Source organism: Paenarthrobacter sp. NEAU-H11 (assembly GCF_050573415.1).
Classification (GTDB): Bacteria; Actinomycetota; Actinomycetes; order Actinomycetales; family Micrococcaceae; genus Arthrobacter.
Genome location: NZ_JBNZGA010000002.1, coordinates 405,323 through 420,030, shown reverse-complemented (window position 1 = coordinate 420,030; position 14,708 = coordinate 405,323). Strand labels below are relative to the sequence as shown.

General features: G+C 66.8%; 12 protein-coding genes. 6 read left to right on the top strand and 6 right to left on the bottom strand.

The annotated features are described in order from the left end of the window. Positions 1-21 precede the first annotated feature (21 nt). The gene (locus ACQ3DC_RS04500; protein WP_430751651.1) at positions 22-2,397 is read right to left on the bottom strand and encodes a DEAD/DEAH box helicase; all 2,376 of its coding nucleotides are present in this window, start codon (positions 2,395-2,397) and stop codon (positions 22-24) included. A gap of 80 nt (positions 2,398-2,477) precedes the next feature. Beyond that, positions 2,478-3,170: a GNAT family N-acetyltransferase gene (locus tag ACQ3DC_RS04495; RefSeq protein WP_157241150.1), complete on the bottom strand. Its 693-nt coding sequence runs from the start codon at positions 3,168-3,170 to the stop codon at positions 2,478-2,480. 152 nt (positions 3,171-3,322) lie between these two features. Here ACQ3DC_RS04495 and ACQ3DC_RS04490 point away from each other — a divergent pair, with 152 nt between their 5' ends. Next, the gene (locus ACQ3DC_RS04490; protein ID WP_370460582.1) at positions 3,323-4,216 is read left to right on the top strand and encodes a rhodanese-related sulfurtransferase; all 894 of its coding nucleotides are present in this window, start codon (positions 3,323-3,325) and stop codon (positions 4,214-4,216) included. Here the strand turns inward: ACQ3DC_RS04490 and ACQ3DC_RS04485 are convergent. Together ACQ3DC_RS04485 and ACQ3DC_RS04480 are read right to left on the bottom strand one after the other, a co-directional pair. Beyond that, on the bottom strand, positions 4,213-4,812 hold the full coding sequence (locus tag ACQ3DC_RS04485; RefSeq protein ID WP_157241152.1) for a hypothetical protein: 600 nt from the start codon (positions 4,810-4,812) through the stop codon (positions 4,213-4,215). The two genes, ACQ3DC_RS04490 and ACQ3DC_RS04485, sit on opposite strands and share 4 nt — an antisense overlap. Positions 4,813-4,862: 50 nt before the next feature. Continuing rightward, the gene (locus tag ACQ3DC_RS04480) at positions 4,863-5,339 is read right to left on the bottom strand and encodes a hypothetical protein (protein WP_321214378.1); all 477 of its coding nucleotides are present in this window, start codon (positions 5,337-5,339) and stop codon (positions 4,863-4,865) included. A 65-nt stretch (positions 5,340-5,404) separates the two neighbouring features. On the opposite strand from ACQ3DC_RS04480, the gene ACQ3DC_RS04475 reads away from it, so the two are divergent. The 5 genes from ACQ3DC_RS04475 (at position 5,405) to proC (ending at position 12,514) form a co-directional block, all read left to right on the top strand. Next, positions 5,405-7,072 carry a DUF7059 domain-containing protein gene (locus ACQ3DC_RS04475; protein WP_321214377.1) on the top strand — a complete coding sequence of 556 codons (1,668 nt, stop codon included), beginning with the start codon at positions 5,405-5,407 and terminating at the stop codon, positions 7,070-7,072. A gap of 115 nt (positions 7,073-7,187) precedes the next feature. Then, on the top strand, positions 7,188-9,914 hold the full coding sequence (gene topA, locus ACQ3DC_RS04470; RefSeq protein WP_323056719.1) for a type I DNA topoisomerase: 2,727 nt from the start codon (positions 7,188-7,190) through the stop codon (positions 9,912-9,914). Between the two features lie 43 nt (positions 9,915-9,957). After that, positions 9,958-10,377, top strand: coding sequence for an SseB family protein (locus ACQ3DC_RS04465; protein ID WP_157241157.1), 420 nt, complete (start codon positions 9,958-9,960; stop codon positions 10,375-10,377). Positions 10,378-10,384: 7 nt separating this feature from the next. Beyond that, the gene (locus tag ACQ3DC_RS04460; protein ID WP_157241159.1) at positions 10,385-11,374 is read left to right on the top strand and encodes a Ppx/GppA phosphatase family protein; all 990 of its coding nucleotides are present in this window, start codon (positions 10,385-10,387) and stop codon (positions 11,372-11,374) included. Positions 11,375-11,680: 306 nt separating this feature from the next. Next, a complete protein-coding gene (gene proC, locus ACQ3DC_RS04455) occupies positions 11,681-12,514 on the top strand; it encodes a pyrroline-5-carboxylate reductase (RefSeq protein ID WP_321214374.1) in 834 nt (277 codons plus the stop codon). A 72-nt stretch (positions 12,515-12,586) separates the two neighbouring features. On the opposite strand, the gene ACQ3DC_RS04450 is transcribed toward proC, so the two are convergent. Next, positions 12,587-13,225 carry a potassium channel family protein gene (locus ACQ3DC_RS04450; protein WP_171059109.1) on the bottom strand — a complete coding sequence of 213 codons (639 nt, stop codon included), beginning with the start codon at positions 13,223-13,225 and terminating at the stop codon, positions 12,587-12,589. Between the two features lie 40 nt (positions 13,226-13,265). Beyond that, positions 13,266-14,699 carry a TrkH family potassium uptake protein gene (locus ACQ3DC_RS04445; RefSeq protein WP_157241164.1) on the bottom strand — a complete coding sequence of 478 codons (1,434 nt, stop codon included), beginning with the start codon at positions 14,697-14,699 and terminating at the stop codon, positions 13,266-13,268. Between the last annotated feature and the right edge of the window lie 9 nt (positions 14,700-14,708).

Below are 14,708 nucleotides of genomic sequence, written 5' to 3'. Positions count from 1 at the left end.
CCGGACAAGCGGCCGGCACCGTCAGCGCTGTGCTTCCATCCTCAGGGAGCTGCCCTCGGTGGCGTCCTTGAGCAGGACGTCGAGGAGGGAGACCGCGGCAGCCTTGTCCAGGGGGTTGTTCTTGTTGCCGCATTTCGGTGACTGGACGCAGGAGGGACAGCCGGAATCGCACTCGCAGGCCTTGATGGCGTCCCGGGTGGCCGTGAGCCATACCTTCGCCTTGTCGAAACCCCGTTCGGCGAAACCCGCGCCGCCGGGATGCCCGTCGTACACGAAGATGGTGGGCACCCCGGTGTCCGCATGCAGGGCCGTGGATACCCCGCCGATGTCCCACCGATCGCTTGATGCCACCAAGGGCAGCAGGCCAATGGCCGCATGCTCCGCGGCATGCAGGGCGCCGGGAAACTGCGCTTCGATCAGCCCCGCCCCGGTGAGGGAACGGTTGTCCACCACGAACCAGACGGCCTTGGTGAAGAGATCGCGGGCGCCCAGTTCCAACGGCTCCTCGCCAAGGATTTCGTTGGAGATCAGGGCCTTGCGCTGAAAGGACACCACTTGCGTCGTGACTTTGACATCACCGAAGTGCACCGAAACGTCACCCCACTGCACCGTGCGCTGCGTCTCCAGCACCTCGATCTGGGTGATGTCCCGGGCGGTGGTGTAGTAATCGGGATTGGCGCGGCGCACCATCACGCAGTGGTCATCTTCATTCAGGTCCTCCACGACGTAACTGTCACCCTGGTGGATGTAAACAGCGCCGGTGTGGGCCTGGTAGTGGGTCTGCGGGGAATCCATGGTTCCAAGGAGGGACCCGGTTTCGGCATCCACGATGCTCACCGGTCCGCCGCCGTCGGCCCGCAGGTTCACCATGGCCGCCGCGCTCTGCGAGTGTGTCCAGAACCAGCCCGCGGGCCTCCGGCGCAGGTACCCCTGGGCCACCAGCCGGTCCAGGAGGGACTCCGCCGTGCTGCCGAAGAGGTCGAGTTCGGCAGGACCAAGCGGAAGTTCCGCGGCCGCGGCGCACAGGTGTGGACCCAGCACGTAGGGGTTTGAGGGGTCGAAGACAGTTGCTTCCACGGACACGTCGAAAATGGCTTCCGGATGGTTCACCAGGAAGGTGTCCAGGGGATCATCGCTGGCAACAAAGGCCGCGATGGCGTCCTGCCCGGCCCTGCCCGCCCGGCCGATCTGCTGGAACAGGGAGGCGCGCGTCCCCGGCCAGCCCGCCACCAGGACCGCGTCCAGTCCTGAAATGTCGATCCCCAGTTCCAGGGCGGAAGTGCTCGAAACACCCAGGAGCCGCCCCGAACGGAGCGCCTTCTCCACGGCGCGGCGTTCCTCGGGAAGGTACCCGGAACGGTATGCAGCCACCCGCTGCGGCAGGCTGGGGTCCACCTCGTCCAGGAGGCGTTTGGTGATGGAGGAGATGGACTCCGCCCCGCGCCGGGACTTGATGAACGCTATGGTGCGGACCTGGGCCGATACCAGGTTCGCCAGCAGGTCCGCGGTTTCAGCCACGGCCGTCCGCCGCTCCTTGGCGCCGTTTTCGCCTCGGACGTCGGTGAGGGCGGGTTCCCAGAAAGCCACCGTGGTGGCACCGTGCGGCGAGCCGTCCCGGGAAACTGCCCTCACCGGAGCCCCGATCAGCCGGGCGAAGGAGACTTCGGGCTCCGAAGCGGTCGCGGAGGCGGCGATGAATACCGGCTCCGGGTAGGCCGTGCCCGCACCGTAGTACGCGCAGACCCGGCGCAGCCGGCGCATCAGGTTGGCCACATGGGAACCGAAGACACCTCGGTAGCTGTGGGCCTCGTCAATGACCACGTAGCGCAGGCGGCGGAAGAACCCGGCCCACCAGGCGTGGTTGGGAAGAATCCCAAAGTGCAGCATGTCCGGGTTGGCAAGGATGAAGTTGGCATGGTCCCTGATCCAGCGGCGCGAGGCGGGGTCGGTGTCCCCGTCGTAGGTTTCCGCCCGCACGGTGGGCAGTTCCAGGCCCCTGATGGCATTGAGCTGGTCCGCGGCGAGGGCCTTCGTGGGGGACAGGTAGAGCGTCACGGCGCCGTCGTCATGGATCTTCCCGGGCTCGGCCATGACCCGCAGTTCGGAACGGTGGATGGCGTCCAGGGCGGGGAGCTGGTAGGCGAGCGACTTTCCCGATGCGGTTCCGGTGGCCACCACAACGTGTTCGCCGGCGTGGGCGATTCCGGCTGCTTCCACCTGGTGCCGGTAGGGCTCCTGGATGCCCAGGGTCCCGTACGCCGCAACCAGGTCCGGATGCACCCACGCGGGCCAGGGCTCGTACTCGGCCTCACGGGCCGGGATAGTGCGGACATGACGCAGCTGTTCCGGTTCCGGGCCACGGCCCAGCAAGGGAATCAGGGAGTCATGGGGGTTCACCCGAACATTGTTTCACCCGGCAGGGACTTGCGGGCCCCGGTTCGCCGTCGGGGTAACAGTGTGGGGGGGAACGGTAAGGCTCAGCTGAGGGAAAGGTCTGAGCCATCGTGCGAAGCGGACAGCATGAGTACCCGGGACACGGTGGTCCAGCCGAGGTGGGAGTAGAGTTTTTGGCCGTCCGCGGAGGCCAGCAGGAGCCCCTCCTGCACGTCGTGCTCGAAGGCCTTGGCTGCAAGGGCACGCATGATGAAACTGCCCAGGCCCCGGCGCTGGAAGGCCGGTTCCGTGATGATCTTGTCGAACACCGCGGTGTCGCCCACCACGTAAACCCGTCCGCTGGCGGCCAGGGTGTCGCCGGAACGGACCTCTGCGTAGTGGACGCCGTTCTGCGCGGACGTGGTCCAGGTCAGTTCGTCGTCGGAAAGCCAGGGATCCTCGGCGTCCTGGGTCTCCATGTCCACAATCATCATCGCCTGCGAGTCAGATGTGACATTCAGCCCGTGCCTTGCGGCCAAGGCCGAGTAGCGGGCTGTGTCATTGGTCAGGATGGTGAGGACCCTGGCCGGAACTTCGGCCGTCTTGGCGGCCAGCGCCGCGAACTCATCGTCCGTGGGCTCGGACGCGAAGAATTCCCATTCGCCGCTGGTATCCGCCCGCAGCACGGCGGGAAAGCGGCCCTCGGTGGATGTCCTGTAGCCGCGGCAACCGGCCCAGCCCGCCACCCACACCTCAAGAAGGCCAGTGATGTCTTCAACCATGGTTTCCGGGGTCATGGGATGAGAATATTCCAGCCCGATCTTAAGCAACAGGGGGTGGCAGAGAGCTTATGCAATCGTGATGAGCCGAAAACGCCACGGACCTTCGCGGAAGCTGGAGCGGACCGGCCGGCACCGTCGCCGCGGACCCTGCCGGTACCCTTAAATACGTGGCTTTGAACCGAATTGTGCTTTTTTACGGCTTTACCCCGATCGCGGACCCCGAGGCGGTACGGCTATGGCAGCGCGCGCTGTGCGAGAAGCTCGGGCTGACCGGACGCATCCTGATCTCCAAGGACGGCATCAACGCGACTGTCGGGGGGGAGATCGGCGCGGTCAAACAGTACGTGAAGACCACCCGCGAGTACAGGGGCTTCCGCGGCATCGACGTGAAATGGTCCGACGGCGGTGCCGAGGACTTCCCCCGGCTCAGCGTCAAGGTCCGGGACGAGATTGTCTCCTTCGGCGCGCCCGGGGAACTCAAAGTGGACGAGAACGGCGTGGTTGGCGGCGGTACGCACCTCAAGCCGGAGGAACTGCACGAGCTGGTGGACAGCAAGAAGGAAGCCGGGGAGGACGTTGTCTTCTTCGACGGCCGGAATGCCTTCGAAGCCCGGATCGGCCGCTTCAAGGACGCGATCGTCCCCGATGTCGCCACCACCCACGACTTCATCCAGGAGCTGGAGTCCGGCAAGTATGACGACCTCAAGGACAAGCCCGTGGTCACCTACTGCACCGGCGGCATCCGCTGCGAGGTGCTGTCCAGCCTCATGGTGAACCGGGGTTTCAAGGAGGTGTACCAGCTGGACGGCGGCATTGTCCGCTACGGCGAAACATTCAAGGACCAGGGGCTCTGGGAAGGCTCGCTCTACGTCTTCGACAAGCGCATGCACCTGGAATTCAGCGAGGACGCCAAGACCATCGGCGAATGCACCCGCTGCTCGGCGCCCACCAGCAAGTTCGAGAACTGCTCAAACCCCAGCTGCCGCACCCTCACCCTGTACTGCGCCGACTGCGCATCCAGCCCGGAAACCCTGCGCTGCCCCGACGGGTGCGCAGCCTAGGGAACGGGTGGCGAGAGAAGCCGCAGCCGGTAGGCGTAGTTGGCGCCGGTCCGGGCTTCCACCCTGATGGTGAGGGCTGTCTCCGAGGAAAGATAAATAACGTTCTCCCGGTTGATCCCGCACCGGAGCCCCAGATCCACCAGCGTGAGCGACTCGCTGCGGACGGTGAACGTCACACGCCGCTGGCTGCGGCACGCCAGGGCCAGCGCGTACGTGCCGGTCCCCAGGACGGGCGTCGACTCGGCCCGGATTTCCCCGGCTGCCATGAGCCCTGCCCTGGCGTGGGCCACCGGCTGCCCTGTGTCCGGCAGCGTCCGGGTTACCCAAGCGCCAAGCTCAGCCTCGCTGACGGGGTCGTTCTGCAGCGGGTCCCGGGTGAACACCGGCCCGGGAAGCCGCGTCGGCTCTGCCTCGACGGGCCCCGGAAGGCTGCGGCCGTCGTCGTACGTATACTCGCAGCCGCCCAGCACCATCGCGGCGGCCAGCGCAGCAATGACGACGGCGGCGCCCGGCTTCCGGGCCAGCGGCACCGGCGCTGTGCGCACGCGGGGCGTCCGCACGGTACAAGGCGCGGAGGCGATCCGCACACTGGGCATAGTCAGACTGTATGCCCGCCGCCATCGGCGGGCCAGAGCCGAAGGTACCGTTATCCGGCGGGTTCCAGCCGGTACGCGTAGATGAGGGGCGCGTCCACGCTGGAAGCGCTGATTTCCAGGGTGCCGGCCTCGGGCAGGGTGATTTTGGTTGTCTCCCGGCTGCCGTTGCACGCCGCTCCTGCGTCCGCCAGCATCGCTCCATCAAGTGATACGGCGAAGAAGGCCTTGCCGCCGCCATCGCACGTTGCGGTCAGGATGTAGCGCCCTGCCGGAACATCGGCGGCTTCCTTAATAATGCGGTTCCGGTTGAGGATCTTGCCGGCGTCCTCGATGACGGCGCCCGGCGCCGGGGGCAGCGCGGTTGCCTGCCAATGGGGGACGTCCGCGTTCTCGACGGAAACCACGGGTGAGCAGCCGGCCAGGGCAAGGGCCGCCGCACCTGCCAAGGCTCCGGACCACGGCAACAGGCGGGCGCGCCCCGCCGGCTGGAGCCGGGCGCGCAGAAGGACGGCAAAACTTGAAGGCATGGCTCCACGCTACCGCGTCAACGCAGCCCGCAATGCGCCGCAGCCCGCCGGACTAAACTTGAGCGGTGCCTGAATCCCCGTACGAGTTCACCGCCGGCAACACCCCGGACGCCCCCCGCAGCGACCAGCCGGAGCTGCTCGCCGCCCTCGCCGCGGACCTGCGCCGGCTCGACTACACGCCCGACGGCGTCGCCCGGTTCCTGGGCCCCGCCGCCTCCGCAGCGCTGGACCGGGACCAGACCATCCCGGCCCTGCTCGCCGCCGACCGCGCCGTGCGGCAGGACGAAGCAAACAGGGCGCTCGCCGCCGTCGTCCGCCTCTGGCTTCTCGCCGAGCCGCAGGCGGCGGAGACGCTCGACGCCGCCCTTCCGGGCATCCGTGCGGAAGGCCTGCTCACGCTGGGGCTGGTTGAACCCGTTCCCGGCCCAGGGCTGCTGGCAGCGAAGGTGGACCTGCGGCCCTACGGCTGGCACGGCACCGCCGGGGACAACGCAGCCGGCGGCGGCACGGAACTCTGGGTGGCCAGCGACCTGGCGGCGCACCAGCAGGAAGGGGTGCTCCGGCACGACCACGTCCTGGGCATCGGCCATGCCTCCACCACGCTGGTGCAGACCACCGCCCGCCGCCGCGCCGAACGCGCCCTGGACCTCGGCACGGGCTGCGGCATCCAGACGTTCCACCTGCTCCAGCACTGCCGGCACGTCACCGCCACGGACATCTCCGAACGCGCCCTGGCCTTCACCCGCTTCAACATCCTCCTCAATGCGCAGGCCCTCTCCGTTGATCCCGCGCGGCTTGCGGACCGGGTCAGCCTGCGCCTGGGCTCACTCCTGGACCCCGTCGAGGGCGAGGAGTTCGGGCTGGTGGTGTCCAACCCTCCGTTCGTGATCACGCCGCGCAGCGCAGGGGAGGACGCAGCAGGGCAGTTCACGTACCGCGACGGCGGCCTGCCGGGCGATGAGATCGTGGCGGCCCTCGTTGCCGGCCTGCCGGACGTCCTGGCACCCGGCGGAACAGCCCAGCTTTTAGGCAACTGGGAGGTCATTAAGGGAACGTCATGGCAGGAACGGCCGCAAAGCTGGGCCAGTCCGGGCGTTGACGCCTGGTTTATCCAGCGCGAGCAGGTGGGGCCGGAACAGTATGCGGAAACATGGCTGCGCGACGCCTCGGAGGGCCGGGACCGGCAGCACTACCGGGAGGCCTACGCCGCCTACCTCGCAGACTTCGAATCCAGGAACGTGGAGGGCATCGGTTTCGGCATGGTCTGGCTGCGCCGGCCCGTTGAACCGGGGCGGGCCGCCATCAGCAGGTTCGAGGAAATCACGTACCCCATTGAGCAGCCCATCGGACCCCACCTGGGGGCCGCGGTCGAACGCATCGACTGGCTGGCCGTGCACGCCCTGGAGGATGCGCACCTGCTGGTGGCGGACGACGTCACGGAGGAGCGCCACCAGCGGCCGGGCGCCGAGCACCCGGGGGTCATCCTGCTGCGCCAGGGCGCCGGCCTGCGCCGTACCAACCTGCTCAGCACCGAGCTGGCCGGCTTCGTTTCAGCGTGCGACGGCGACCTGACCGCCGGCCAGATCGCCGGGGCGCTGGAGGCGCTGCTGGGCGGCGGAATGGCGGGGGAGGAGGGGTTCGACGCTGGCTCGTTCCGGACCGGGCTGCTCACCGAAGTGGCTAATCTGGTCCGCGACGGTTTCCTGATCCCGGCCCCGGAACAGGGCGCCTAAGACCAGCAGGGGAACCCCCTACTTTTCCACATGGATGCGCACATTTCTGCAAAATATGGTGAACTAGGCCAGTATGGGCGCATCTGCCCGAGCAACCTTTTTCTGTAGGAGCACCGTGCCAAGCAAGGCCAAAACCGGCAAGAAACTCGTGATTGTGGAGTCTCCGGCCAAGAGCAAGACCATCGCCAAGTACCTGGGCGAGGGCTTCATCGTAGAGGCCTCCATTGGTCACATCCGCGACCTTCCCCAGCCGTCCGAGCTCCCCGCTGAGCTGAAGAAGACCTCGGTGGGCAAGTTCGCCGTCGACATTGAACACGACTTCAAGCCGTACTACGTGGTCTCCCCGGACAAAAAGAAAAAGGTGACTGAGCTCAAGGCCGCGCTCAAGGACGCCGACGAACTTTACCTCGCAACCGATGGGGACCGCGAGGGCGAAGCCATCGCGTGGCACCTGCTCGAAGTGCTCAAGCCCAAGGTCCCGGTCTACCGGATGACCTTCGGTGAAATTACCAAGGAAGCCATCCAGCGCGCCATGGGGAACCTGCGCGATGTGGACACCGCGCTGGTGGATGCGCAGGAGACCCGCCGCGTCCTGGACCGGCTGTACGGCTACGAGATTTCCCCGGTGCTGTGGCGCAAGGTGGCACGCGGCCTGTCCGCCGGCCGCGTGCAGTCCGTGGTGACCCGCATGGTGGTGGACCGCGAACGCGAACGGATGGCCTTCAAAGCCGCCTCGTACTGGGACCTCACGGGCCAGTTCGGCGCAGACGCCGGCTCGTTCAAAGCGAAGCTCGCCGCCGTGGACGGCGCCAAGGTAGCCAGCGGCCGGGACTTCAACGACGACGGCGTCCTCACCTCGAAGAACGTCGCCCACCTCAATGAGGAGCTGGCTGCGTCCCTGGCGGCCGGGCTGCAGGATGCTTCGTTCACCGTCCGGTCCGTCGACACCAAGCCGTACACCCGCCGTCCGGCTGCGCCGTTCACCACCTCCACGCTGCAGCAGGAGGCAGGCCGCAAGCTGCGTTTCTCCTCGAAGAGCACCATGCAGGTGGCCCAGCGGCTCTACGAAAACGGCTACATCACCTACATGCGTACGGACTCGTCCGCGCTGAGCGACGAAGCCGTCACCGCAGCCCGCCGCCAGGCCTCGGAGCTGTACGGCCCGGAGTACATCCCGCAGTCCCCGCGTGTGTACACCGGCAAGGCAGCCAACGCCCAGGAAGCCCACGAGGCCATCCGCCCCGCCGGCGACTCGTTCCGCACCCCGGCCCAGGTGGCCAAGCAGCTCTCCGGCGACGAATTCCGGCTCTACGAGCTGATCTGGAAGCGCACCGTCGCCTCCCAGATGGCTGACGCCAAGGGCTCCACGGCCACCATCCGCCTGGGCGCCGTGTCCGCTGACGGGCGGGACGCCGAGTTCTCCGCGTCCGGCACAGTGATTACCTTCCCCGGCTTCCTTGCCGCCTACGAGGAAGGCAAGGACGAGACCCGCGGCGACGACGACTCCGACGAAGCCCGCCGCCTCCCCAATGTGGCCAAGGGCGACGCCCTCAAGGCGTCCGACATCATCGCCGTGGGCCACGAGACCTCGCCGCCGCCGCGCTACACGGAAGCATCGCTGACGGCGGAGCTGGAGAAGAAGGGCATCGGCCGCCCGTCCACTTACGCCTCCACCATCTCCACCATCCAGGACCGCGGCTACGTCCGGAAACAGGGCTCGGCCCTGGTCCCCAGCTGGATCGCCTTCTCCGTCATCAGGTTGCTGGAGCAGCACTTCAGCGACTATGTGGACTATGAGTTCACCGCGGACATGGAAGGCGACCTGGACAAGATCGCCAACGGCCAGGCCGTGGGCGCCTCCTGGCTGCGGCACTTCTACTTCGGCGAGGACTCGGATCCGGGCCTGCTGAGCATCGTGAACAACCTCGGCGAAATCGACGCGCGGGAAATCAACTCCATTCCCATCACGGACCAGATCACGCTCCGGGTGGGCAAGTTCGGCCCGTACCTGGAAAGCTCAGCCGCCACTGTTGACCCGAAGACGGGGGAGATCGTGGAGTCGCCCCGGGCCAACGTGCCGGAGGACCTGGCTCCGGACGAGCTGACCGCTGCCAAGGCCATCGAGCTGATGGAGACCGCTGCCCCCGAGGAACGCGTGCTGGGCACGGACCCGCACACCGGCCACACCGTTGTTGCCAAGAACGGCCGCTACGGCGCCTACGTCACCGAGATCATCCCGGAGATGACCGAGGAGCAAATCGCTGCGCAGCCGGTGGAGTACTACAAGAACGGCAAGCCCAAGCCGCCCAAGAAGCCCGTCAAGGCCAAACCGCGCACGGGCTCGCTGTTCAAGTCCATGACCGTTGAGTCGGTAACGCTGGACGAGGCCCTGCAGCTCATGAGCCTCCCCCGCGTCCTGGGCGAGGACGCCGAAGGCAACCTCATCACGGTGCAGAACGGCCGGTTCGGTCCATACCTGAAGAAGGGAACCGACTCCCGGTCCATCGGCTCGGAGGAGGAGATCTTCACCATCACGCTGGACCAGGCGCTGGAGATCTACTCCCAGCCGAAGCAGCGCGGAGCCCGGGCTGCCGTCCCGCCGCTGGCGGAGTTCGGCCCGGACCCCGTGTCGGAGAAGAACATCGTGGTGAAGGAAGGCCGGTTCGGCCCCTACATCACGGACGGGATCACTAACATCACGGTCCCGCGGGCCACCTCCCTGGAGGAACTGACGCGCGAGCAGGCCGTGGAGCTCCTGGCCGAGAAGCGCGCCAAAGGCCCGGTAAAGCGCACGGCCACCCGCAAGGCGCCGGCCAAGAAAAAGGCCACCGCGAAGAAGTAGCCGGGCGTTTGCATGCCGCACGGGATCGTGATCGGGTAGAGGGATGACTGAACAGCCTGCGCACACGGACCTCCAGCCCCTGAACGACCTCGAGGAAAAGCTCGCCAAGGGCGGGCAGCCCGACGCCAGCCCGGTGGACGTCATCCTGTCCTTCCTGAACAGCGAGGTCTACATCATCAGTTCGGACGGCATCGAGGGCGAGGACTCCCAGGTGGAGCCGCTGGTCCTGGGCAATGCCGACGGCGATCCCGTGCTTGCCGTCTTCTCGCACCCCAGCCGCGTGGACCAGCAGTACCTTGACGCTGCGCCGAACGTGCTGGGCACCCAGGGCGCAGCCATCATCGCGAACATCGGCGAGGAGCTGGGCATGGTTATCAACCCGGGCGCCGCCTACGGGTTCGAGATCAACCCTGAGGGCGTGGCCAACATCAAGCGCGACTTCAAGCGGGCTGACGAGCAATAATGTCACCATGCGGCTAGGCGTCCTCGATATCGGGTCCAATACTGTCCATCTCCTCCTTGTGGACGCCCACCCCGGCGCGCGCCCGGTACCTTTCGCCTCGCATAAGCGGCCGCTGTCCCTGGTCCAGTACCTGGAACCGGACGGCAGCATCAACGACGCCGGCCAGCACGAGCTCACCGAATTCGTGCTGGAAGCCTGGGAGTTTGCCGCCAGGCACAAGGCCGAGGACCTCCTGGCGTTCTGTACGTCGGCCATCCGCGAGGCCACCAACGGCCCTGAAGTCCTGGCGCGCGTAAAACACGAAACCACTGTGACGCTGCAGGAGCTCACCGGCAGCGAAGAAGCGTCGATGACCTTTTTTGCCGTCAGGCGCTGGCACGGCTGGGGCGCCGGGCCCATCCTCAACCTGGACATCGGCGGCGGCTCCTTTGAGATGGCTTTCGGCCAGGACGAACTTCCGGAAGTTGCCACCTCCGTGCCGCTGGGTGCCAGCCGGCTCACCAGGGACTGGCTATCCGAGGACCCGCCGTCAGCCAAGAGCGTCAAGGAACTGCGGCGGTACATCCAGGCCACCCTCAAGCCCGCGGTGCGGGAATTCGACGGGCTGGGCCGTGCCAACGTCGTGGCGGGAACATCCAAGACCTTCCGCTCCCTTGCACGGATCGCCGGCGCGGCTCCGAGCGCGGCCGGCCCGTACGTCAAGCGGGAGCTCCGCGCGACGGACCTTGGAGTGTGGGCGCAGCGCATCTCGGCGATGAAGGCCGAGGACCGGCTGCACCTGCCGGGGGTTTCCGAGGCACGTGCCCATCAGCTGCTGGCCGGAGCGCTCGTTGCCGAGGCCGCGCTGGAGCTCTTCAGGTTCAAGAAGCTCCGGATCTGCCCCTGGGCCCTGCGTGAAGGCCTGATCCTGCGCCGGCTGGACCAGCTGGTGTTTTCGGGGCCGCTGGAGCCTGCGCCCCACGTGGCGGCGCCGCAGGCTGTCGAAGCCCCGGCCTAGGGCCCTGCCGGACGGTGCCCGCGGCACACGAGCCGGTTAAAAGCGGAAGCACCGGCGTCCACAACAGGAAAATGGGGGAAAACCTGTTGCCGACCGCCGGTGCCCTGGCAGGGATCCCCATCCCTGCCGCATCACTCGCACCCTCAATGAGGTAATAACTACGTTAGGACCCCAAGTTGTGAGGTACCTGCGCCTTACATGTGAGCCACCTGTGAGTGCATTTCAGCCGGTTCCCTGGTTACCGGGTTGTCCACCCCGTGGTCATCATTTTCGGCGCCGGCCGGGCCTAACTGTAATGATGGAGCCATGAGCAACCGAATCGCCTTCCTGGGCTGTGGATCCATGAACGAAGCAATTCTGAGTGGCCTGCTGGAAGCGGGGACGGATCCCGCGGACGTCGTCGCAACGGTCCGGCGTGCCGGGCGTGCCGCGGAACTGGCCGAGCGGCACCACGGCGTGACCGCGATTGCCGGTGAGGAGGAGCCGGACAACAACAAACAGGCAACCAAGGGCTCCGGCGTTGTCATCCTTGGCGTCAAGCCTGTTGGCATCCTTGACCTTGCGCGGGAGATCAGCCGCTCCCTCTCACCAACCGCCGTGGTGGTCAGTGTGGCTGCCGCGGTGTCCATCGCCCAGCTCGAGGCCGCACTGCCGGCGGGGCAGCCGGTAATCCGCGCCATGCCCAATACACCGGCGAAGCTGGGCCGCGGCGTGGTGTCGGTGTCGCCGGGGACCCACTGCACCCCGGAGCAGCTTCAAAAGGTCAAGGACGTCCTGCGGGGTGCGGGAACAGTGGTGGAGGTCCCCGAGGAGCAGGTGGACGCGGTCTCGGCCATCAGCGGCTCCGGACCCGCCTACGCGTTCTACCTGGCGGAAGCAATGGCGGCAGCCGGCCGGGAACTGGGCCTGGATCCGGAACTGTCCGTTCTCCTTGCCAGGGAAACCGTGGCCGGAGCCGGCTTCATGCTGGCCGAGCCCGGGGCGGATCCAACAGCGCTGCGCAAGGCAGTGACCAGCCCGAACGGCACCACTGAACGGGCCATCGCCACTTTTGACGAGCGGGGCCTTCCCGCCATCATTGTGGCCGGTGCCCGCGCGGCTACGGAGCGGGCAGCCGAAATCACCAGGCAGCTCGGCTAGTCCCCACCCGCTCCCTAACCTCGCAAGCTCGGCCAGGGAACCCGGCGGGCGTGGGCCCAGGCACCCGTGCAATTACGGCCGGGCAGCGAACCGTTCCAGCAGGTCCACGTGGCCGGACACGATCAGCATGTCCCGGGAGGACACCTTGGTCTCCGGGCGGGCATAGGTGAAGTCCTCGCCGGGCGACTTCACGCCCACGATCGTCACGCCGTACTTGGAACGGACCTTTGACTCGTCCAGGGTGAACCCCACCGTTTCGCGCGGCGGGTACATTTTCACGATCGCGAAGTCGTCGTCGAACTCGATGAAGTCCAGCATCCGGCCGGACACCAGGTGGGCTGCGCGGACGCCGGCGTCGGCCTCCGGATAAATCACATGGTTGGCGCCGATCCGGGTGAGGATCTTGCCGTGGGACGGCGTAATCGCCTTCACCCACAGGTGCTCGATGCCAAGGTCCACCAGGTTGACCGTGATCAGCACGGAGGACTCGATGGACGTGCCCACGCCCACGACGGCGGAACTGAACTCCTGCGCGCCGAGCTGGCGGAGCGCATCGATGTTGGTGGCGTCAGCCTCCACCACGTGGGTCAGCAGCGGTGCCCACTTCTGCACCAGGGACCGGTCCCGTTCAATAGCCAGGACTTCCCGGCCCTGCTTGACCAGCTGTTCTGCCGTGGATGAACCGAAGCGGCCCAGCCCGATCACCAGCACTGGAGCGTTGTGGGCGGGGCGCCGGGGGGCGTCTGGGGAACTAGCCAATGATCGGCCTCTCTTCGGGATAGTGGTACAACTGGCTGCGCTGGCGGAGGGCCAGGGCGGCCGCCAGGGTCACGGTGCCGACGCGGCCGGCGAACATCAGGGCGGCAAGGACGTAAACGCCCGCCGGCGGCACCTCTGCGCTGAGGTTGGTGCTGAGACCCACGGTGGCGAAAGCCGAAATGGTCTCGAACAGCACCCGGTCCAGGGACGCCCCGCTGATGTGCAGCAGGAGGAAGGCGGACACGGACACCAGGGTGGCGCCCGCGACGATCACGGAGATGGCAACGCGCATGGTGCCCTGCGGGATGGTCCTGCCGTAGACCTGCACGTCGGTGTCGCCCCTGGCCTCCGCCACGATCGCCAGGAACATCACGGCGATGGTGGTGACCTTGATGCCGCCGGCCGTGGATGCCGAGCCGCCGCCGGCGAACATGAGCGCGTCGGTCAAGAGCATGGTGGTGGACTCCATCTGGTTCTGGTCCACCAGGTTGAAGCCGCCGGACCGCATCATCACGGAGGCGAACAGGGCATGCGTCACCTTGTCATCGAAATCCATGGTCCCGATGGTCCGCAGGTTGTCCCACTCCATCAAAGCCCACAGGAAAGTGCCGGCAAACAAGAGGATGAAGGATACCTGGATGGTGAGCTTGGTGTGGAGGTTCCACTTCTTCCAGTTCAGCCCGTTCTGCTGGAGGACCATCACCACGGGAAACCCGAGGCTTCCCAGGAAGACGCCGAGCATCAGCGGGACCAGGATCCAAAGGTCCGTTTCGTAAGGCACGATCCCATCCGAATGCGGGGTAAAACCGGCATTGTTGAAGGACGAGATGGAGTAGAAGATCCCGTGCCACACGGACTGCCAGAACGGCTCTCCCAGGGTCAGGAACCGCGGGACAAGGGCAAGCGCCAGCATTCCTTCGATCACCACTGATGTTGTGATGACGATCCGCAGCAGGGTGCCCACCTCGCCCAGGCGGCCTGCGTTGTTCATGGATTCCGCGGCGATGATTTTCCCCCGCACGCCCAGCCGCTTGCTGACCATCAGGGCAAGCAAGGAGGCCAGGGTCAGCGTGCCCAGGCCTCCAATGAAGACGCCCACCAGGATCACCAGCTGCCCGAAGAAGGACCAGTGGACCGCCGTCGACACCACGGTCAGGCCGGTGACGCACACGGCCGAAACGGCCGTGAACAGTGCCTGGTGGACCGGGGTGGGCGTGCCGGCGGCGGACGAGACCGGCAGCGAGAGGATGAGTGTGAAGACCAGGCAGACGGCGGCGAACACCGTCAGGGCAAGCCGGGCCGGGGAGGTGTTTGCGATGTCGTCAATGAAGTCGCGCAGCCGCGTAAGGATCCAGAGGCCTTCCCGCTCCTGCGCTGCGGGATGCCAGCTGGCCGGGTTCCGGGGCCTCGACTGGCTTTGCGTCATGTGTGGCTT